Origin of the sequence: Marinobacter azerbaijanicus (assembly GCF_030250645.1) — a bacterium.
Taxonomy (GTDB): domain Bacteria; phylum Pseudomonadota; class Gammaproteobacteria; order Pseudomonadales; family Oleiphilaceae; genus Marinobacter; species Marinobacter azerbaijanicus.
The window spans coordinates 165,856-183,433 of the sequence record NZ_JASSVS010000008.1 but is presented as its reverse complement, the minus strand read 5'-3'; the positions used below and the strand labels follow the sequence as shown (position 1 = coordinate 183,433).

The 17,578-nt window shown below is 57.1% G+C and carries 18 protein-coding genes; 10 read left to right on the top strand and 8 right to left on the bottom strand.

Annotation, left to right across the window (positions count from 1 at the left end; translation table 11 throughout):
* Positions 1-7 precede the first annotated feature (7 nt).
* On the bottom strand, positions 8-982 hold the full coding sequence (locus tag QPM17_RS16060; protein WP_285391884.1) for a tetratricopeptide repeat protein: 975 nt from the start codon (positions 980-982) through the stop codon (positions 8-10).
* A gap of 238 nt (positions 983-1,220) precedes the next feature.
* On the opposite strand from QPM17_RS16060, the gene QPM17_RS16055 reads away from it, so the two are divergent.
* Positions 1,221-1,604, top strand: coding sequence for a DUF3775 domain-containing protein (locus tag QPM17_RS16055; protein WP_285391882.1), 384 nt, complete (start codon positions 1,221-1,223; stop codon positions 1,602-1,604).
* 81 nt (positions 1,605-1,685) lie between these two features.
* Here the strand turns inward: QPM17_RS16055 and QPM17_RS16050 are convergent, their stop codons facing one another.
* Positions 1,686-2,081, bottom strand: a complete 396-nt coding sequence (locus QPM17_RS16050) for a hypothetical protein (protein ID WP_285391880.1) — start codon at positions 2,079-2,081, stop codon at positions 1,686-1,688.
* Between the two features lie 118 nt (positions 2,082-2,199).
* On the opposite strand from QPM17_RS16050, the gene QPM17_RS16045 reads away from it, so the two are divergent.
* From QPM17_RS16045 to QPM17_RS16035, 3 genes are read left to right on the top strand one after another with little or no spacing between them, the layout of a single operon-like run.
* Positions 2,200-3,024: an HAD family hydrolase gene (locus QPM17_RS16045; protein WP_285391878.1), complete on the top strand. Its 825-nt coding sequence runs from the start codon at positions 2,200-2,202 to the stop codon at positions 3,022-3,024.
* Positions 3,025-3,065: 41 nt separating this feature from the next.
* Positions 3,066-3,917, top strand: a complete 852-nt coding sequence (locus QPM17_RS16040; RefSeq protein WP_285391875.1) for a phytanoyl-CoA dioxygenase family protein — start codon at positions 3,066-3,068, stop codon at positions 3,915-3,917.
* Positions 3,918-3,944: 27 nt separating this feature from the next.
* Positions 3,945-4,814, top strand: a complete 870-nt coding sequence (locus tag QPM17_RS16035; RefSeq protein WP_285391873.1) for an AraC family transcriptional regulator — start codon at positions 3,945-3,947, stop codon at positions 4,812-4,814.
* Here QPM17_RS16035 and QPM17_RS16030 read toward each other — a convergent pair.
* Both QPM17_RS16030 and QPM17_RS16025 read right to left on the bottom strand, forming a co-directional pair.
* Positions 4,773-5,366, bottom strand: a complete 594-nt coding sequence (locus QPM17_RS16030) for a LysE family translocator (RefSeq protein WP_285391871.1) — start codon at positions 5,364-5,366, stop codon at positions 4,773-4,775. The genes QPM17_RS16035 and QPM17_RS16030 overlap by 42 nt on opposite strands.
* 21 nt (positions 5,367-5,387) lie before the next feature.
* Positions 5,388-5,534: a hypothetical protein gene (locus tag QPM17_RS16025; protein ID WP_285391869.1), complete on the bottom strand. Its 147-nt coding sequence runs from the start codon at positions 5,532-5,534 to the stop codon at positions 5,388-5,390.
* Between the two features lie 168 nt (positions 5,535-5,702).
* On the opposite strand from QPM17_RS16025, the gene QPM17_RS16020 reads away from it, so the two are divergent.
* Entirely contained in the window at positions 5,703-6,191 is a 489-nt protein-coding gene (locus QPM17_RS16020) for a CBS domain-containing protein (RefSeq protein WP_285391867.1), read from the top strand.
* Positions 6,192-6,425: 234 nt separating this feature from the next.
* A complete protein-coding gene (locus QPM17_RS16015; protein WP_285391865.1) occupies positions 6,426-7,625 on the top strand; it encodes a cation:proton antiporter in 1,200 nt (399 codons plus the stop codon).
* On the opposite strand, the gene QPM17_RS16010 is transcribed toward QPM17_RS16015, so the two are convergent.
* From QPM17_RS16010 to QPM17_RS16000, 3 genes are read right to left on the bottom strand one after another with little or no spacing between them, the layout of a single operon-like run.
* On the bottom strand, positions 7,622-10,738 hold the full coding sequence (locus tag QPM17_RS16010) for an efflux RND transporter permease subunit (protein ID WP_285391863.1): 3,117 nt from the start codon (positions 10,736-10,738) through the stop codon (positions 7,622-7,624). The genes QPM17_RS16015 and QPM17_RS16010 overlap by 4 nt on opposite strands.
* Positions 10,731-11,948 (bottom strand): efflux RND transporter periplasmic adaptor subunit, encoded by a 1,218-nt coding sequence (locus QPM17_RS16005; protein ID WP_285391861.1) that lies wholly within the window; start codon positions 11,946-11,948, stop codon positions 10,731-10,733. Before QPM17_RS16005 ends, QPM17_RS16010 begins: the two co-directional genes overlap by 8 nt.
* On the bottom strand, positions 11,945-13,336 hold the full coding sequence (locus tag QPM17_RS16000; RefSeq protein ID WP_285391859.1) for an efflux transporter outer membrane subunit: 1,392 nt from the start codon (positions 13,334-13,336) through the stop codon (positions 11,945-11,947). Before QPM17_RS16000 ends, QPM17_RS16005 begins: the two co-directional genes overlap by 4 nt.
* 126 nt (positions 13,337-13,462) lie before the next feature.
* Between QPM17_RS16000 and QPM17_RS15995 the strand changes: the two genes are divergently transcribed.
* Positions 13,463-14,167, top strand: a complete 705-nt coding sequence (locus tag QPM17_RS15995; protein WP_285391857.1) for an aspartate/glutamate racemase family protein — start codon at positions 13,463-13,465, stop codon at positions 14,165-14,167.
* Here the strand turns inward: QPM17_RS15995 and QPM17_RS15990 are convergent.
* Positions 14,164-14,790, bottom strand: a complete 627-nt coding sequence (locus QPM17_RS15990) for a LysE family translocator (RefSeq protein ID WP_285391855.1) — start codon at positions 14,788-14,790, stop codon at positions 14,164-14,166. The genes QPM17_RS15995 and QPM17_RS15990 overlap by 4 nt on opposite strands.
* A gap of 131 nt (positions 14,791-14,921) precedes the next feature.
* On the opposite strand from QPM17_RS15990, the gene QPM17_RS15985 reads away from it, so the two are divergent.
* The 3 genes from QPM17_RS15985 (at position 14,922) to QPM17_RS15975 (ending at position 17,537) form a co-directional block, all read left to right on the top strand.
* The gene (locus QPM17_RS15985; RefSeq protein ID WP_285391854.1) at positions 14,922-15,404 is read left to right on the top strand and encodes an Lrp/AsnC family transcriptional regulator; all 483 of its coding nucleotides are present in this window, start codon (positions 14,922-14,924) and stop codon (positions 15,402-15,404) included.
* Positions 15,405-15,545: 141 nt separating this feature from the next.
* Positions 15,546-16,061 (top strand): DUF4399 domain-containing protein, encoded by a 516-nt coding sequence (locus QPM17_RS15980; RefSeq protein ID WP_422732776.1) that lies wholly within the window; start codon positions 15,546-15,548, stop codon positions 16,059-16,061.
* Between the two features lie 123 nt (positions 16,062-16,184).
* The gene (locus tag QPM17_RS15975) at positions 16,185-17,537 is read left to right on the top strand and encodes a cation:proton antiporter (RefSeq protein WP_285391851.1); all 1,353 of its coding nucleotides are present in this window, start codon (positions 16,185-16,187) and stop codon (positions 17,535-17,537) included.
* Positions 17,538-17,578 lie beyond the last annotated feature (41 nt).

Below are 17,578 nucleotides of genomic sequence, written 5' to 3'. Positions count from 1 at the left end.
ATCAGTTTTACTCCAAAGATTGCCGAAGCCGGCCCGCCGCCTGCAGCAACAGTGCCTCTTCAGCGCTTTTGGCGGTCATGCCCCGGGTCTTCTTCAGCAGAGCAAGCGCCTCTTTTTCCTCATCAACTTTCAGCTTTGCTCTGGCATACTCGTAATACACCCCCGGATAATCGGGTGACAATTGCATAGCCTTGCCGAACAGCTCTTCCATGGACGATTCTTTTGCACCATAGGTCATGCGGGCAATCAGGCTGCCGGCTTTTTCGATGATGCCGGAGTGCACGCCACCAAATAGAGTTACGGCATAGATGTTGTCGGGATCCTCTTCCAGCAGCGCTTCCAGTGTGTCCATGACTGCTGAGGTGTAGCCGGTTCCCATGGCCTCTGAGGCAGACAGGCTCTCGAGTATCCGGGCCTTGCCGTAGGCATTGCCAAACCGGATCATTGGATGGTCAGGTGCCATGGGCATGATGTCCTCGGTGAGGGTAATGACCTCCTTGAGCAGTTGTCTGCGTGTGTTTTCATCGGTTTCAATCAGCGTTGCGTATAGGGCCTGGGCATAAAGCCCCGGAAAGTAGCCAGACGGCCCCAGAGCCAGCCCCAGGTCTCGCGCTTCCCGAAACTGGCCGTTAAACAGGAGGGCCCAGGCGCGGCGCAACTCTCTGGCGTACACCTCGAATGAATTGCTCAGCGCGCCTTCCGGAAGGGACGCCAGGTCCGGGTGGGAGCGGGCTGTCGTTTTCAGATGGTTTAGAGTGAAGGCATACATATCGGGCCAACGTTCCGCATCGGCCTTAAGGCTCTGGGACGTTGGCAGTGGGCCACGAAACCCGTCGGTCAGGTGTTGCCAGTGTTCGGCAAGATCCTGTTCTGTGTAGCTGAACGATTGAAGGTCTGCTGGATAGGGTTGCCAGCTTTGTTCAGCGAAAACCTGGGAACTCGCGACAATAAGAATGATCAGCGACAGGGCGTTTTTGAGCATCAGATTTCTCCGTGTTTTATGCAATTCCATCACACGGAAGAGTGCTGCCCATTGGCCCAGATTTCGGTGGCCCGTGTATTAACGTCAATTCCTGTCCGGGTGGTGATCCGGAACCCGGGAGCTGTCTGCTCCGATTTCAACCAGAAAGGGAGATTGCGGCCAGCCATTGAAACCGCCTGCGGCCGCACCAAGCATAGGTGCATAGGAGAACCACAAATCGGATCCCGGGAGGAATGATATGTTGAACGTTAATCCTGACACCGTCTGCAGACTGATTGAACTGGCTCAGGCCTACCATGTGCGGGAACCCGCCAACATCCCGAATGAGGACAACAACACGGTGGACGACTGGTCACAGAATATGCTGGATGACCACAAGGACAACACCAGCTATGAAGAGTTTGAAACCATCATCAAGGATCTTGAGCCGGATCAGCAACACGAAGTCGTAGCCCTTCTGTGGCTGGGCCGGGGCGATTACTCGCTGGAGGAATGGGACAGCACCGTGAAACTGGCAAGACAGCAATGGTCACCCGAAACCGCGCAATACCTCATTGATCACCCCCTGTTGGCCGATTATCTGCGTGAGGGGCTCGAATTGCATGGTTATGAGTGCGATTAAGGGATGAAGTAATGGCTCTCTGAATCAGGCACAAACGATGGATTGACCCGGGCCATTGCCCGGGCCGGGAGGTGTCGGTGACTACATGGCCAGGTTCTTCAGTTTTTCCTTCGCCTGGTCACTGGGCTGGTGATGGAAGTCCAGAACAATCGAGGCCAACTGCTTTTCCGCCTCACTCGCGGAGGCACTGTCCCTTACTTCCTTCAGCGCGCTTACATCGTCCGGTTGGGCTTTGTGTTGGATATTGCGAACCGCCGTAGCGATTGTCCGGATAGCGTCGCTGTGGCTGCTGTCATTACTGATGGCCGCCAGGGATTCCTTCTGTGCATCGGAGGGGAAGTGCTGCATTTCTGACAGGATGCCTGCTACCTTGGCGACAGCATCCGATTGCGAGAAGGCTGCCGGAGAAGCCAACAGTGTCATGACGGAGAAAAAGAATACTGCGACTGCGGAACGGTAGGTACGGTGCATACTCATGATCGCCCCCTTTGATCTGCGGGTTATGTGCGTTCAACACTCATCATGCGCGCACCGCGCGACCCTGTGCAAGAGACTATACTGGCATTCCTATTCACGGTAACAAGGCAGACAGACGATGCAGTGCGCTCTGGTTTACGATTTCGACGGTACCCTCGCCCGCGGCAATTGCGCCGAACACGGCCTGATGCCTGCCCTGGGCCTGAGTGAGCAATCCGATTTCTGGCCCGAAGTGAACCGGAAGAACCGTGAGCGGGATGGTGACGAGATACTCACCTACCTCGGCGAGTTGGCAAAGCGGGCCCGCGACGTAGGCAAGCATGACGAGTTGACGCCTGAACGTCTCCGAATGCACGGCCAATCCATCCCCCTGTTTCCCGGTGTGGAGAACTGGTTTGAGGCCATCAACCGGTTTGCCAGTGACCAGGGAATTGCCCTCAGCCATTACATCGTTTCAAGCGGACTGGAAGAAATGATCCGCGGAACGCCCGTGGCGAAGCATTTCAAGAAAATCTTCGGCTGTCGCTACCACTACGATGAAGACACCGGGCACGCAAAATGGCCTGCTGTTGCCATCGACTACACCACCAAGACCCAGTACCTGTTCCGTATCAACAAGGGCATTGAGAACAGCTGGGATAACGTCACTATCAACGAATACATTGAACCCCGGGAACGCCCGTTTCCCTTCGACCACGTGATTTATTTTGGTGACGGCGATACAGACATCCCGGCAATGAAAATGGTAAAGGCCCAGGGCGGATGCAGCCTGGCGGTGTTCGACGGTGAAAAATGGGGCGAGCGTAACACCCAGGAAAAGATCGAGAAGCTGATCTCAGAAGAGAGGGCCAACTACGTAGTGCCGGGCGATTACTCCACGGGTAGCCAGCTGGACGTTACCGTTCGAGGGGTCCTGAGACTGTATTTGCGGAAATACGGGTAATCAGGGTCACCCGCAGCTTTTATCTGGAAGGATTTCGGGACATGACCGCTTTCTATCAACTGGCAACACCCCTCCCAGAGACTGAGCGCAATGCCAGGATCTATAGGGGTGAACTGATCGTCTTCCGTGGCTTTGATGCAATGGCTGAGCTTACCGATCTGCTGCGTGGGCATTGTGTCAGCCATCTTGGCAATGATCCCACCAGCGCCCACCAGTCAATGTCCTCCAGTGAAATTGAACAGGCCGCCGAAACTTTGCGTGCGGCAATCAGGAAAGACAATCAGCTGGACCCGGCGTGGCGCCAGGTGCTGTCCGCGATCAGTACCGACCTGGACGAGACTTACGGGGACGGTGCCGTGATCCGTATCCAACCCCCATGCTCCGGCGCACATGGCGAACGAGTCGAACCGCTTCGCGCCCACAGGGACACCTGGGGTTCCAATTTACCGGCACAGATTAACTGGTGGGCGCCTCTCTACGAAACCACGCCGGAAAGAACGCTCGCGATCTTTCCTGGTTTATTCACGCAGGTCGTGGAGAACGACAGCGCCAGTTGGGATTTTCAGGAGATGGTGAAGGCATACCGGGCAAACAGTTCCCGCGGCTACCCTCTTCTGCCAACGGCAACCAGTGCACCAGCTTGGGAAGATGCCCTTGTGGTAAGCCTTTTACCAGGTGATCTGCTGTGCTTTTCCGGTGCTCATCTGCATGCGAGCGTTCCCAACACAACGAATCTGACACGGCTGTCTTTTGAAACCCGGACCGTAAACCGCAGTGATATGGTTGCTGGTCTGGGCGCACCTGATATTGATGGCTCCGCGCCGTTCATAACCCATCAGATGTTCCGGCATCTTCCGAGTGGGCAGAAGCTCGGGGAGCTGGAACGAAAATGAAGAAAAAGGAACACCAGCGGATCTCACATGAAAACCATAACCAATGAAAGCAGCCCCCTGTTCTGGCGAGATACCCGCATGCCCCATGTGGAGCTGCGCAAGGTCGGGGACGGTCGACAGGTCTGCTACGCCCCTCACAGCCATACCCAGTGGTCGATCGGTGCCATCACCGGTGGCAAGAGCACCTTCCAATACCGGAATGATCAATACCGGGTGGATGCCGGCGACCTTGTGCTGATGAATCCGGGATGGGTTCATGCCTGTAACCCCATCGACAATCAGCCCTGGGCCTATCTGATGCTTTATGTGGATACCCCGTGGCTGACGGAATTGCGGTATCGGGCGGGTTTACTGCCGGAACCCCAGTGGCAGGATATCTCAACAGCCAGGGTTTCAGAGCCGATGTGGTATCGGCGTTATTGCCGCATGGCGGATTGCCTTCTTGATCCACAACGTGATTTGCTGGACAAGCAAGCAGAGGTGGTGGAGTTTCTGTCCGATCTGATGCATGAACTGGCAAGGGAGCCGTTTGTTCAGGAGCCCAGGGCACCCATGTCCCTGGAGGCTTTGGCCCGCCATCTCGATAATCATGCGGCTGACGAGGTTTCACTGGACACTCTCTGCGAAATTTCCGGTTACAGCCCGGGCCACCTGATTCGCGCGTTCAGACAGCATTTTGGCCTTACACCCCATGCTTATCTGGTGAACCGGCGTGTTCAGCTCGGGCGCCACCAACTGCAAAATGGCATCCCGATTGCTGAAGCTGCCCTGAACGCAGGTTTTGCCGACCAACCGCACTTCCAGCGCACGTTCAAACGGCTGATGGCGGCAACGCCGAATCAGTACCGGTGCTGCCTACCCGACCAGGAGATACAGGCAACTGACGGCAAGCAGTAAGGCCAGCGTTCGGTTTACAGTTACCAGTACCACTGGCCGCTGAACGTATCGGCGCAGGAAGGCTCCAGCGTATACCCAGCAGGCCAGCGACAGCCAGCATATGGGCAGATAGAGAGACGCGAACACCATGATCAGTTGAAGATCATTTGCGCTGGTGTAAGCACCGATGCCGGAAGCCGAAGCAAGCCAGGCCTTCGGGTTGAGCCACTGCATCAGTGCGCCAGTCCCAAAACCGGGTGCCTTTGCAGTGCCGTTCTCCGGCAGGTGGCCACTGTCCATGGCCAGCTTCACACTCAGATAGAGCAGGAAGGCTACACCAGCCCACCGCAGCAATTCTTCCAGTGCCGGTACAGCACTCAGCAGCGAGTACAGCCCCAGGCCCACGGCAATAAACAGGGCGATGAAACCCAGGGTGGCACCGGTTACAAAAACCAGCCCCCGTGAAACCGGATAGCGGGTACCACTGCTCAGGCACACGAGGTTGACCGGCCCCGGGGAAATGGAAGCTGCCAGGGCAAAGGCGGACATTGGCAGAATCAGGGATAGGCTCATTGGTTGTGTTCTCCGTTCAGGCTACCGGTACATAGTGCTCTGGGCGGCGGCCAGGGTATTGAACAGAATTGAGGTTGCCCACCCCGAAAACCTGAAATGAATCACCCGCTTGTTCTCCCAATAGAGCAGGGTGCAATCCTGTGGATTGCTCACTTTGATCTGCATCATAGACAATCACCCAATATAAGCACACATTGGAAATGGCGTCAGATCGTTTGTGGAAACGGCGCTGCCTTCAGGATGGAAAGCCCAATGAGGTTTGCAGAATTCGATGTCGCAAGGGCGTATTGCTGTCGGCATTTATTCTTACGGGCCCCTCATAAGGAGGACATCCAAATGAAAGTCAGTGAAGTCATGGTTACCGAAGTAGCGTGCTGTTCCCCACAAACGTCCTTGCAGGACATTGCCATGCTGATGTGGAATAACGACTGTGGCGCCATTCCACTGGTCGACGAACAGGAGCATCCAGTGGGCATTATCACCGACCGGGATATCTGCATGGGCGCTGCACTGCAACACAAGCCCCTGTGGGAACTTCGGGGCGAGGACATCTCCAGTCATCGGGAACTGTATTGCTGCGGGCCGGACGACAGTATCAAAGAGGCTCTCCAGTTAATGGAAACACACGAAATAAGGCGTCTTCCCGTCATCAATCAGTACAGCCAGCTTTGCGGCATGGTGAGTATGGGGGATATTGTCTCCTTTACGGGCGCCGAGAGTGCAAGGAAAGCCGGTGACAAGAAGATTTCCTCGAAGGAAACCATGGAGTTTCTCCGCCACATCAGTGCGCATCACCCCAGCCACAAAGCCACCGCGACCCTCTAACGGTCGCTTGCATCCCGATTGGCCTCTTGAGGCCTTTCGGGATGCCCCCTACCGTCACTGATCAGCCTGTTGGCGGTCAGGAAAATAGACGGGGGGCAGTAATCGAAGCATGGCGGGAATCTGTTTATATAAATGAAATGTTGTTTACAGTAGTAAGCAGATGCCAGACTTGCCTTTCCCTTTTCCGGATTGTTTTTTTATCGTAAGTGGTTTGTGAAAAAGTGAAAAAAACAGATGATTGAGAGCCTCCCACACTGGTTGCCTGTCGGAACCTCCCGGGCCACTGTGAATATCATTCTGCTGGGCGTTATTCTGTCCGCCAGCATTTTTGCTGATGCCCTGGCCAAGCGCACAAGAATTCCCCGGATCTCCATCCTGATGCTGGTGGGCATCGGCTTTGCCTTCATTCAACAGGTCTGGATGGGTGTGCAGAATGGCGACGTGCTTGGTGGGCTGAGCGAGCCACTGATTCAGGTGGCTCTGGTGATGGTGGCTTTTCTGCTGGGTAGCGAGCTGGAGTTACGTCGGCTGCGCAATACCGGGCCACTGATCCTGGTTGTTTCCCTTTTCGTGATTATCGGAGGCGGCGTCCTGGTGGGTGCCGGCCTGCTGGTGCTGGGATTTCCTCTGGTGGTTGCGGTATCGCTGGCAGCCATTTCAGTGGCGACGGATCCTGCCGCTGTGAGCGAGTCTGTTCGTGAAAAAGGAAGTGCCGGGCTGGTGCCCAGGGTTTTGCTGGGCATTGTTGCTATTGATGATGCCTGGGGCATTGTCGTTTTCGGGCTGAGTATGTCGGTCCTGGGCTGGGTGATTGGCGGCGATGGGCAACTGGCCCTGCTGCACGCCATGTGGGAGCTGGGCGGCGCAGTCCTGATCGGCGTCGCTATCGGACTGCCAGCCGCATGGCTGACCGGCCGCCTCAAGCCTGGAGAACCCACTCAGGTTGAAGCCATTGCAATAATACTGCTGCTGGCAGGGTTCTCCTCCTTGCTGGGTGTGTCGGCGCTGCTTGCATCCATGATTGCCGGAGGCCTTGTCGCGAACCTGTCTTATCACCATACCCGTTCGTTCAGGGAGATCGAGCACATTGAATGGCCCTTCCTGGTGTTCTTCTTCGTGCTTTCCGGGGCAAGCATTGATCTGTACCGGGCCGATGATGCAATACTGCTGACTCTCGCCTATATCCTTCTGCGTCTGGTTGGCCGGGTGTTGGGGGGCTATTTTGCAGTGCGGTTCAGTCCCGCGAGACGCGAGCCGCTGCCCCGGAATATTGGCCTGGCGCTGACGCCACAGGCAGGTGTGGCACTCGGTATGGCGCTGCTGGCAGCAGAGCGATTCCCGGAGTTCCGCGGCTCTATTCTTCCAGTGGTGGTTGCCTCTACCATCTTCTTTGAGCTGATCGGGCCGGTGCTGGTAAAGCGGGTTCTGCGTTAACCTGCAGCGGCTTCTGCTCGCCGGCTTCCGAACCACCCTGCCATATCTTCCAGTACCAGGTAGAGGCAAGGCACCAGGAACAGGATCAAAGCCGTGGCGAAGACGATACCGAAGCCCAGGGAGACCGCCATTGGAATCAGATAGGTAGCCTGCAGGGAGGTTTCGGTGATAATGGGTGTAAGGCCGCCAAAGGTGGTCAATGTGGTCAGCACGATGGGCCGGAAACGTCGCAGGCCGGCCTCGTAGATAGCCTGAGCCGGCCCCAGACGCTCACGCTGCCGGTTGGCATAAGACACCATGATCAGCGAGTCGTTCACCACCACGCCGGACAGGGCCACAATACCCATAATGCTGACAAGCGATAGCTCCATCCCCAGAATCATGTGTCCGATGATGGCGCCCACAGCACCGAAGGGTATGGCCAGCATGACCACCAACGGTTGCAGATAGCTGCCGAATGCCACCGCCAACAATGCAAAGATGGCCCCCATCGCCAGGCCGAAACCACCCCACAAAGCCGTTGTAGATTCTCTCAGATCCGCCTGACTGCCCTGGAAGGTCCATGTCAGGCCCGGGAAGTCTGCACGCAGTTGCGGCAGTATATCGGTCCGGATCAGCTCCAGTACCTGACTGATTGCGGATTTGGGCTGTACGTCGGTGCCTACAGTAATAACTCGCCGGCCATCACGCCGGTCAATGGAGCGGAGGGATTCGTTGATCGTGACCTCGGCCACGTCCATCAGGGGGACTTCCTGTCCATTTTCGGTGCGGATGACAAAACTCTCCAGGTAATGCAGATCCTGCCGCTGGTACTCCGGCAGTCGTACCCGTATCTCGTTTTCATTGATGCCACGTAACTGGCGCAGGGCAATGCTGCCGTAGAAGGCATCCCGCAGTTGCCGCCCCACGTAGGCTCCAGTCAGACCAAGCGCCCTGCCCTCGTCGGTGAGACTGATGTCGAACTGGGGTTTGCCGGTGGAGTAGTTATCATTGACGCCACGGGTCTGACCGAGCTGCTTCAGCTCTTCAACGAAACGCTGGCTGGCGCGGGCAAGAATGTCGATGTCGGTGTGGCTCAGGTCCACGCTGATATCGTCGCGCCAGCTACCGGGGCCCTGCTCCGCCTCGAACGTAATCTGATCGACACCTTTGAAGTCACCGAGCTCTGTACGCCAGAGGTCAATAATCTCGTTAACGGTCATGTCGCGCTCGTCCGCCGGGAGCAGCACAAGCTCGACATCAATGGACCGCTGACCCCGGACGTTGGTTTTGATGCCCTCCACATTGCGGGACAGGTTGTTTTCCTCAAACAACCGCTGGGTATCCTCCGTGATCGCCATGGCCATTTCAGCTGCGCGGCGGGCGGTAGTGCCAACCGGCAACCTGAGGCCGGCTTCGATTTCATCCGCCGGCGCCTCAGGCATCATGATCATGCCCATGTGGTCGCTGACAGCGTAAGCCCCGGACACCAACATGACGGTGAGTGCCGCTGAAAGGGTGATGTAACGGAAACGCAGGGCCATATCGAGCAGTGGCCGGTAACCACGATCCACCACGGACTGGAACCCCCGGGAAAACACTCTCTGGACACTGTGCATCCAGTGGCCCCAGATGGTCACACTGCCTTTACCACTGTGGGCCAGGTGCGCGGGCAGGATGAAAAGAGCCTCGATCAATGAAATTGCCAGTACAAGGATGACTACCACGCCCAGCGGCCACCAGAATTTGCCGGTGACACCGGGAATGAACAGCAGCGGCAGAAAGGCAACTATGTTGGTCAGGATGCTGAAGGTGACCGGGCCGGCAATGTCCTTGGCACCCTGTATGGCCGCCTCCATGAACCCCATGCCCTGTTCCCGGTATTCGTAGATATTCTCCCCCACCACTATGGCGTCATCCACCACTATCCCCAGCACCATCAGGAAGCCGAACATGGAGATCATGTTGATGCTGACGTCCATCGCCGGAAGGAACAGCACACTGCCCACAAAGGAAATGGTCATACCCATCATGATCCAGAACGCCAGCCGGTATTCCAGGAACAGGCTGAGGATCACCAGTACAATCACCATGGCCATGATGCCGTTCTCGAGCAGCATGTCCATGCGGTCTTCAAAGTGTTCGGCCCGGTTACTGTCGATCCGCAACTTCACCGCGTCGGGCAGAGTCACTTCCAGCTCTGCCATCACCTGCTCAACGGACTCTGCAATCTCCAGGGGCGACTGATCCCCGGTACGGAAGATCTCGATTTCCACCGAGGGCAGACTATTGAAGCGGGAGTGAAATCCACCCTCTTCAAATCCATCACGAACGGTGGCGATATCACCCAGGGTGACGGAACCGCCGGAAGCGGCATTGAGAATTACAATGCTTTCGAAGGCATCCGCCCACTGTTTACGTTCCTTCAGCCTCAGCAGTATGTCGCCGTTGTCCGTTGCCATGGAGCCGGCGGGTATATCCTCGCTGGACTGTTCGATGCGGTTAGCGACTTCCGACAGAGTCAGGTTGTACTTGCGTAGCGTATCCTGGGGAATTTCCACACTGGTCAGGTAGGCCGGCACGTCATCTATAACGGCCTGGGTGATTGCGTCTTCAGAGAGCAAACGGTTGCGCACCTGCTCACCAAGCTGGCGCAGGGTCCAGATGTCCACATCGCCGTAAAGGGTCAGTTCCATGACATCGCGGGTTGGTGTCACCAGCCGGATCTCGGGCTCCTCGGTCTGCTCCGGGAAGGTGCGGATACGGTCGACGGCCTGCTCTATATCCTGCAGGGCCTGCATGCGGTTGGTGCCGGAAACCAGTTCAAGCTGAATATTGCCGCTACCTTCACGGGCGGTGGAGCTCATTTCCTCAATGCTCTGGATACCCTGGACCGCCTCTTCGACGGGCAGGAGTATGCCCTGCTCCACTTCTTCCGGCGCCGCGCCGGGATAACTGACCGTGATCTGAACCAGATCAAGCTGGAATTCCGGGAAGACCTCCTTTTGCACCTGCGTGGCCATCCAGAAGCCGCCAGCCAGCAACAGGATCATCATCAGGTTGGCGGCGATGGAGTTGCGGGCCATCCATTCGATGGGCCCGACCCAGCCCTGCCCTCTGGGCGAATCACTCATCGCCGTCACCCTCCAGCCTCAGCCGGGCACCACTGACAACCGATGAGAGATCATTGGTTATGACCTGGTCACCATGTTCCAGTCCTGCCTGTATATAGGCGTAGTCATTATCACGAAAGGCGATTTCAACGTCGCGAATGGCCAGTTGGCGTTCCTCCATGACCCACACCGTGTTATTACGGCGAACCAGATCTCGCTCGATACGTACAACGTTGTCCAATGGCCGGCCCTGTATTTCAGCTCGCACAAACCCACCAAGAATCATCGGTGGCTTACCTTCCGCCCGATCCAGCGCCAGTGGGTCTTCGACAGTGATAAGAACCCGGGCCATGCGGGCGTTATCGTCCAGTTCGCCAACCAGTTGTGCCAGCCGGCCCTCGCGAGTCTGGCCGGCTGGCCAGACGGTGTCGTGGTGCAGGGTAACAGGGGCGCCGGACGTTTCCGGATCAGAGGTAAAAGTCAGCCAGCGGAGTCTGGATAGCGGAACGGTCGCCTCCACCCAATACTGACCGGTTCCCGCCAACCTGCCAAGAGACTGACCGGTGCTGACCTGTGAGCCCAGCGACACCTCCCGGCTGAGCACCTGGGCAGGAAACGGTGCGCGGATTCGTGTTCGGGCAAGATCAAGCTCGGCCTGCTTGACCGCAGCCTCAGCGCCAGCCACTCGGGCTTTGGCCTGTTTCAGCTGTGGCTCGCGGAGTATCAGCGCGTCATTAACCGCCGCAATATCGTCGCCCAGTAATTCAAATTCCTGCCGGGCAACAACTTGTTGTCCCTGTTCAAGCTCAAAATCAGCCTTTGCCTGCTGCAGCTCACTGCGTCTCTGTTGCAGCGTGGCTTCAAAATCCGCCGGATCGATCCGAAGCAGTTCTGTCCCCTCTTCGACTCGCCTGCCTGGCGTAAAAGCATCGGTCTGGCGAATAACTTCACCACTCACCCGGGAACCCAGCGTGATCTGGCGGGAAGGAACCACCTGCCCCATTACTTCTACGATGGGCGTGAAGCGCCCGCGGTTGACACTCTGGACATCCACCAGCATGGCGGTCTCACGGGCGGTATCTTTGCGGGTGGCAGTGGGTTCTGTGCTGAAGATCAACCAGATCAGGGCAAACCCCACCAGAACAATCATCAGCGACACCAACACGGTTTTCAGAAGGCCGGCTCTGCCTCTCTCAGGACGGACCGCTTTCTCATCAATGGGTTGGTTCATACCTCGTTGTTCTCCGGAGTTTTCGCGGATTCGATGCTTCCGGCCAGTGCCCGGTAAAGCGCCACACGGGTGGTGAGCAATTGCTGGCGAGTGTTCAGAATCGTGCGCTGAAGATCCTGTTTGTCCTTCAAGGCGGTCAACACCTCAATGTAACTGACTGTACCATTCAGATACTGGTTACGAAGCTGCCGATAGGTTGTATCAGCCAACCGGCCCTGATCATTGAGGCTCTGCAACCGCCGGCGCTGCTGCTGTTCCCGGGCCAGTGCATCTTCGACTTCCCGGACGGCAACAATAACGGCCTGCCCGTATTCCTGAATGAGTTCTTCGAGCACGGCCCCGGAGCGGCGAACCTCGGCACGGCGCTCGCCCCCGTCCACCAGGGGAACCACCAGATTGCCGGCCAGTGTCGACAGCCAGTTGTCGAACAAGTCCCCGGCATCATTCGCCTGCGAGCGGATGGACGCCTCGATGGAAAATCGCGGGAACCGGTTACTGATGGCGGCTGCCAGGTCCCGGTCAGCCGCCTGTACCACTCTCCAGGCCTGCTGCAGATCGGGCCTGCGCTGGACCAGTTCTGCAGGCACACCGGTTTCCGGCAGCGGCGGTAGCGCTGGCAGGGTATCGTCTTCTGGGAGGTTGCCCTGGCCCGGCGACTGCCCGAGCAGAACCGCCAGCTGATGCTGCAGTACACCGGCTTCGCCTTCAATGTTACTCAGACGTTCCCGGGAAGCGCTGACCAGCTGGCGTTGGCGAAGCACATCGGCACTGCTGTTCTGACCCATGGCAAACCGGGACTCAATCACCGTCAGTACCTTGTTATTGGTTTCCAGCTGGCTCTCTGCCAGGGCGAGCTGAGCCCGTTGTTCCACCAGCTGAAACCAGGTATTGGCAATTTCCCCGCTCAGGGAGACAGCGGCAGCCTGGTAATCCGCCAGGGACGCAGAGGCCCGAAATGACTCCGCCTCGCTAACCGATTGTACGCGCCCCCAGAGGTCTACCTCATAACTGGCACTCAGGCCGGCACTGAAGGTATCGGTTTCTGTATTGTCGGTTTCCTGTCGCTCTGCTCCAGCAGTGGCGTCCAGTGAGGGAAACAGTGCGGCACCCTGCCTGTCTGCCACAGCCCGGGCCTGACGTAATCTCTGATAGCTGGCACGAAGGCTCAGGTTATCGTCCAGGGCCCGCTCAACGAGTCTGTCCAGTTGTCTATCGTCAAACGCCTTCCACCATGTGTCGGAAACAGCCAGGTGGCCGGTTCGGGTATATTCAGCCGGCAATTCCACCGGAGCCCGGCTAGGTTCCTGACGGGTAGCGCAAGCGGTGAGAAAGAGAACGGTGACCAGCAGGACGAGCCGTAAGTGTGATCTGGTTATTGCGTCAATCATGGAGAGCCGGATACAGTCGTTGGTCCAGAGTTACGTTTGACCTGAACATAGCATTTTCCTGGCTGCAACGTTTTACCATATTTCTGTCTTCCACCGGGAAAATCGCCTCGAACAAGGAATGTCTCTATGAAAACCATTGGTCTACTTGGCGGCATGAGCTGGGAGTCCAGCCAGACCTACTACCGGCTGATCAATGAGGGCGTGAAAGCCCGCCTGGGTGGCCTGCACTCCGCAAAGCTGGTGCTCTACAGCGTGGATTTTGCCGAGATTGAAGCGCTTCAGCACAGCGGAGACTGGGCGGCCACTGCACGGATTCTTTCTGAAGCTGCCCTTTCGGTGCAGAACGCCGGCGCCGATTTCCTGGTGATTGGAACCAATACCATGCACAAGGTGGCGCCGGAGATAGAACAAAACCTTCGTATTCCCCTGCTCCATATTGCCGATGCCACTGCGAAGGTTCTGCTCCGGGACAGTATCGATTGCGTGGGCCTGCTGGGTACAAGATTTACCATGGAACAGGCGTTCTACCGCGACCGTCTGGAGGCAGCCGGCCTGGAGGTAATCACGCCGGATGAACCCCAGCGGGACAGGGTCCACCACATCATCTACGAGGAACTGTGCCAGGGTACGATCAACCCGGAATCCCGTCAGGCATATCTGGATATCGTCACCTCGCTGTCGGAGCGCGGTGCCCAGGCGGTTATTCTCGGATGTACCGAAATTGGCTTACTGATCCGACAGGCCGATACCCCGGTTCCGCTTTACGATACAACGGAGATTCATGCTGCGCAGGCAGTTGAACAGGCCCTTGGTGAGAGCAAGGCGCACTAGGAAAAAGCGACCTTCAAGCCAATGCACATCAACAGCAATGCAAAGACGTTGTTCTGAGCCTTCTGGTACCTGGCATTTTCCGCAGTAATGGCCCATAACCCGCGGCCCATCAGTGCATAGCCAACGTCGAAGGCAAACCCGGTCAGCACCAGTATCAGCGCCAGAATGGCAAACTGGCCCGCCACACCGGAAAGCTCCGGATGGATGAACTGGGGAAGCAGTACCGAGCAGAAAATCAGCGATTTCGGGTTGAGCAGATTGGTTGCCAGGCCCCGGCGGAAGGCAGCCAGATAGCCCCGGCTCGGCAACCCCGCAGCTGCCAGAACACTCCGGGTAGGCAAGGCGCTGGCCTTACGCAGAAACTGCCAGCCCAGGTAGAGCAGATAGCCAGCCCCCAACAGGCGAACGGTATGGTACGTCCAGGGTTGTGACTCAAAAAGCGCGGCAAGCCCCACTGCCGCCAGCAACACGTGGATGGACCGGGCCAGAGCAAGCCCTGTTGCGGTGGCAATGGCGTGTTTTGCTCCCTCGCTGACCGTTGTGCCCAGAACCAGGATCATGTCCGGCCCAGGGGCAAGATAGATCGCTACCAGGGCGGTAAAAAACAGAAAAAGGTCACTCACATCCATATTGCTCCTGCTGGATCAACGCATTGAGTATACCCCTACCCTGATAGCGAAGGGTTGCTTTACAAGCCAATTAATGCTTTAACATTGGCACATACAACTACTTTTTCATCATTTATAAGCCACGCATGCCAAATTATAAGCTTGACCGATTCGACCGGAAAATTCTGGAGGCGCTGCAGGCCAACGGCCGCTTGCCCAATATCGACCTGGCCGCAGACATTGGTTTGTCACCTTCCCCCTGTTCACGCAGGGTGCGCCTGCTTGAGGAATCCGGGGTGATCAAGGGTTACAGTGCGGTGCTGGACCAGGAGCAGGTGGGCCTTGGGCTTACCGTCTTCGTAGGCGTCAAAGTGGAGCGTCATCGCGAGAAAGAAGCGGAAGCCTTCCGCGAGGCGGTCAGCGTGTTACCGGAAGTCGTTATGGCCCACCTGGTTTCCGGCGAATCTGATTTCCTTCTGCAGGTGGTAGTGCCGGATCTCCGGTCCTACGAAAACTTTCTGACAGGAACATTGCTCAAGATACCGGGCATCAGGGACATTCGCAGCAACTTTGCGATTCAGACCGTTAAGCCCCTGTCACCGCTACCATTGATCCACCTGCCAGACTAATTAGGCGAGTTGCCGTTGTTAAGACTGTGTTTGTTATCAAAACCTGCCGCTATTCTATGCAGTTCTTGATCGTCTGCTATTTGTTACTTTGGAATGTGTAATCGAAGTCAGACCCATCAATGGCACAAGGAGGAACTCGCCATGGATACGTTATTGAAGGTTTCACTGATCAGCGTGTTGTTTGCCTCAGGCACTTTGCTGCAGGGATGTTCAGACAGCAGTGAGGAGGAACAGCCCATGTCGCAGAGTGAGGCGACTGCGGACGAAAGAGAAGCAGCAACGGAAGACCTCTCGTCGAAACGCACGAGTGCGCCGGCCAGCGCTGAAGTGACCATTCTGACCCCGGAGGATGGCGCCACTGTAACCAGCCCTGTGACCGTGGAATTCGGACTGGAAGGAATGGACGTCGCCAAAGCAGGCACTGACGAGGAGAATACCGGCCACCATCATCTGTTGATTGACCTGGATAAGCTGCCACCATTGGACGAGCCGCTGCCGTCCACGGATCAGGTGGTCCACTTTGGCGGTGGGCAGACCACCACCGAGTTGGAACTGGAGCCCGGGGAACATACCCTTCAGTTACTCCTGGGCGACCACATGCATGTTCCCCACGAACCACCGATCATGTCCGAAAAGATCACAATTACTGTGGAGTAATCCTGGCAACAGGGCCAGTAGCTACGACAACGGCAGGCTGACAGCGTCAGTGCCGGGAAACGAACGCGCTTTTACTGCGATTTAATACGCACGGGGTGGCAATGGACCGTTGAAGAGCGCATCGTGAGCGGCTCAGAACCCTCCGAGGTTCCCGGCACACTGACATTCTTCGATGAGCTATCTATGACCACTGCCACCTGGTTTATACTGCTTGGCTCACTACTGCTGGTAGTGGGCTTTACCGCCTCCTACATCAAGACCGTGCCTGCCACGTCCGCCATCGTGTACCTGCTGATCGGGTTTGTGGTCGGTCCCATGGGCCTTGGCCTGTTTCACTTCAATCCGCTGGAAGAGTCGGCGCTGCTGGAACTGCTGACCGAAATCGCAGTGCTGATTTCGCTGTATTGCGCCGGGGTGAAAATGCCGGCACCCGTTACCTTCAAACGCTGGCGCAACCCTCTGCAACTGGCAGTGATCTCGATGACGCTTACGGTCGGGCTGGTCGCGTTTTTCGGATACTACTGGCTTGCCCTGCCTCTGGGCGCGGCTGTCATCCTCGGCGCTGTGGTTGCCCCGACAGACCCCGTGCTGGCGACGGAAGTTCAGGTTCGCCATGCCGATGACCCTGACCGTTTGCGGTTCGCGTTGACCTGCGAAGCCGGCATGAACGACGGCACCGCATTTCCGTTTGTGATGTTGGGGCTGGGCCTGCTGGGCCTGCATGACCTCGGTGATGATGGTTCTCGCTGGCTGGTGATTGATGTGGTCTGGGCCACCGGCGCGGGAATTGGCATTGGCATTCTGGCGGGCTATGCCGTTGGCTGGTTAGTACAGAGACTGCGCACTACGTTCACCCATTCCGAGTTCCTTGAAAGTTTTCTGGGCCTGGGGCTGATTGCGCTCGCCTATGGCGTCAGCCTGTTGGTGAATGCCTGGGGCTTTCTGGCCGTATTCAGTGCCGCAGTGGCATTGCGCCACACGGAATTGAAGCTGAGCGGTCTCAAGCAGCAGTACTCGGATCCGACCTCCGGAGAAGCAAAGCCGGGCGAGGCGCCCAAGGCCATTGCCCATGTTCACCAGAGCTCGTTGGTATTCAACGAACATCTGGAAAGGCTGGCCGAAATTGTGTTGGTGCTATTGATCGGAGGGTCACTTTTCTGGGACTCCTGGAGCTGGCGGGCCGTTGGATTTGCCGCATTCCTGTTCTTTGTCGCACGCCCCATCAGCGTCCATCTCGGCCTGCTCGGAACCAATGCCCCTATGCGCATGCGCAACCTTGCAGGCTGGTTCGGTGTTCGCGGCATCGGTTCGCTGTACTACCTGATGTACGCAATCCAGCATGGGCTACCGGAAGAGATTGCACTGGAATTGATCCACCTGACCTTCGTGGTGGTTGCACTGTCGATCCTGGTTCATGGCGTAAGTGTAAAACCCACCATTGCCCGTTTCTGGCGCTCGCGGAAATCAACCAGCTGAGAATTGGACACTGTGCGCCGGTGATTCCTATACTCGAAGTT

Bases quoted from the DNA above. Each gene is read 5' to 3' on its own strand.
- QPM17_RS16060 (WP_285391884.1), bottom strand. From the start codon at position 982: ATGCTCAAAAACGCCCTGTCGCTGATCATTCTTATTGTCGCGAGTTCC.
- QPM17_RS16055 (WP_285391882.1), top strand. From the start codon at position 1,221: ATGTTGAACGTTAATCCTGACACCGTCTGCAGACTGATTGAACTGGCT.
- QPM17_RS16050 (WP_285391880.1), bottom strand. From the start codon at position 2,081: ATGAGTATGCACCGTACCTACCGTTCCGCAGTCGCAGTATTCTTTTTC.
- QPM17_RS16045 (WP_285391878.1), top strand. From the start codon at position 2,200: ATGCAGTGCGCTCTGGTTTACGATTTCGACGGTACCCTCGCCCGCGGC.
- QPM17_RS16040 (WP_285391875.1), top strand. From the start codon at position 3,066: ATGACCGCTTTCTATCAACTGGCAACACCCCTCCCAGAGACTGAGCGC.
- QPM17_RS16035 (WP_285391873.1), top strand. From the start codon at position 3,945: ATGAAAACCATAACCAATGAAAGCAGCCCCCTGTTCTGGCGAGATACC.
- QPM17_RS16030 (WP_285391871.1), bottom strand. From the start codon at position 5,366: ATGAGCCTATCCCTGATTCTGCCAATGTCCGCCTTTGCCCTGGCAGCT.
- QPM17_RS16025 (WP_285391869.1), bottom strand. From the start codon at position 5,534: ATGATGCAGATCAAAGTGAGCAATCCACAGGATTGCACCCTGCTCTAT.
- QPM17_RS16020 (WP_285391867.1), top strand. From the start codon at position 5,703: ATGAAAGTCAGTGAAGTCATGGTTACCGAAGTAGCGTGCTGTTCCCCA.
- QPM17_RS16015 (WP_285391865.1), top strand. From the start codon at position 6,426: ATGATTGAGAGCCTCCCACACTGGTTGCCTGTCGGAACCTCCCGGGCC.
- QPM17_RS16010 (WP_285391863.1), bottom strand. From the start codon at position 10,738: ATGAGTGATTCGCCCAGAGGGCAGGGCTGGGTCGGGCCCATCGAATGG.
- QPM17_RS16005 (WP_285391861.1), bottom strand. From the start codon at position 11,948: ATGAACCAACCCATTGATGAGAAAGCGGTCCGTCCTGAGAGAGGCAGA.
- QPM17_RS16000 (WP_285391859.1), bottom strand. From the start codon at position 13,336: ATGATTGACGCAATAACCAGATCACACTTACGGCTCGTCCTGCTGGTC.
- QPM17_RS15995 (WP_285391857.1), top strand. From the start codon at position 13,463: ATGAAAACCATTGGTCTACTTGGCGGCATGAGCTGGGAGTCCAGCCAG.
- QPM17_RS15985 (WP_285391854.1), top strand. From the start codon at position 14,922: ATGCCAAATTATAAGCTTGACCGATTCGACCGGAAAATTCTGGAGGCG.
- QPM17_RS15980 (WP_422732776.1), top strand. From the start codon at position 15,546: ATGGATACGTTATTGAAGGTTTCACTGATCAGCGTGTTGTTTGCCTCA.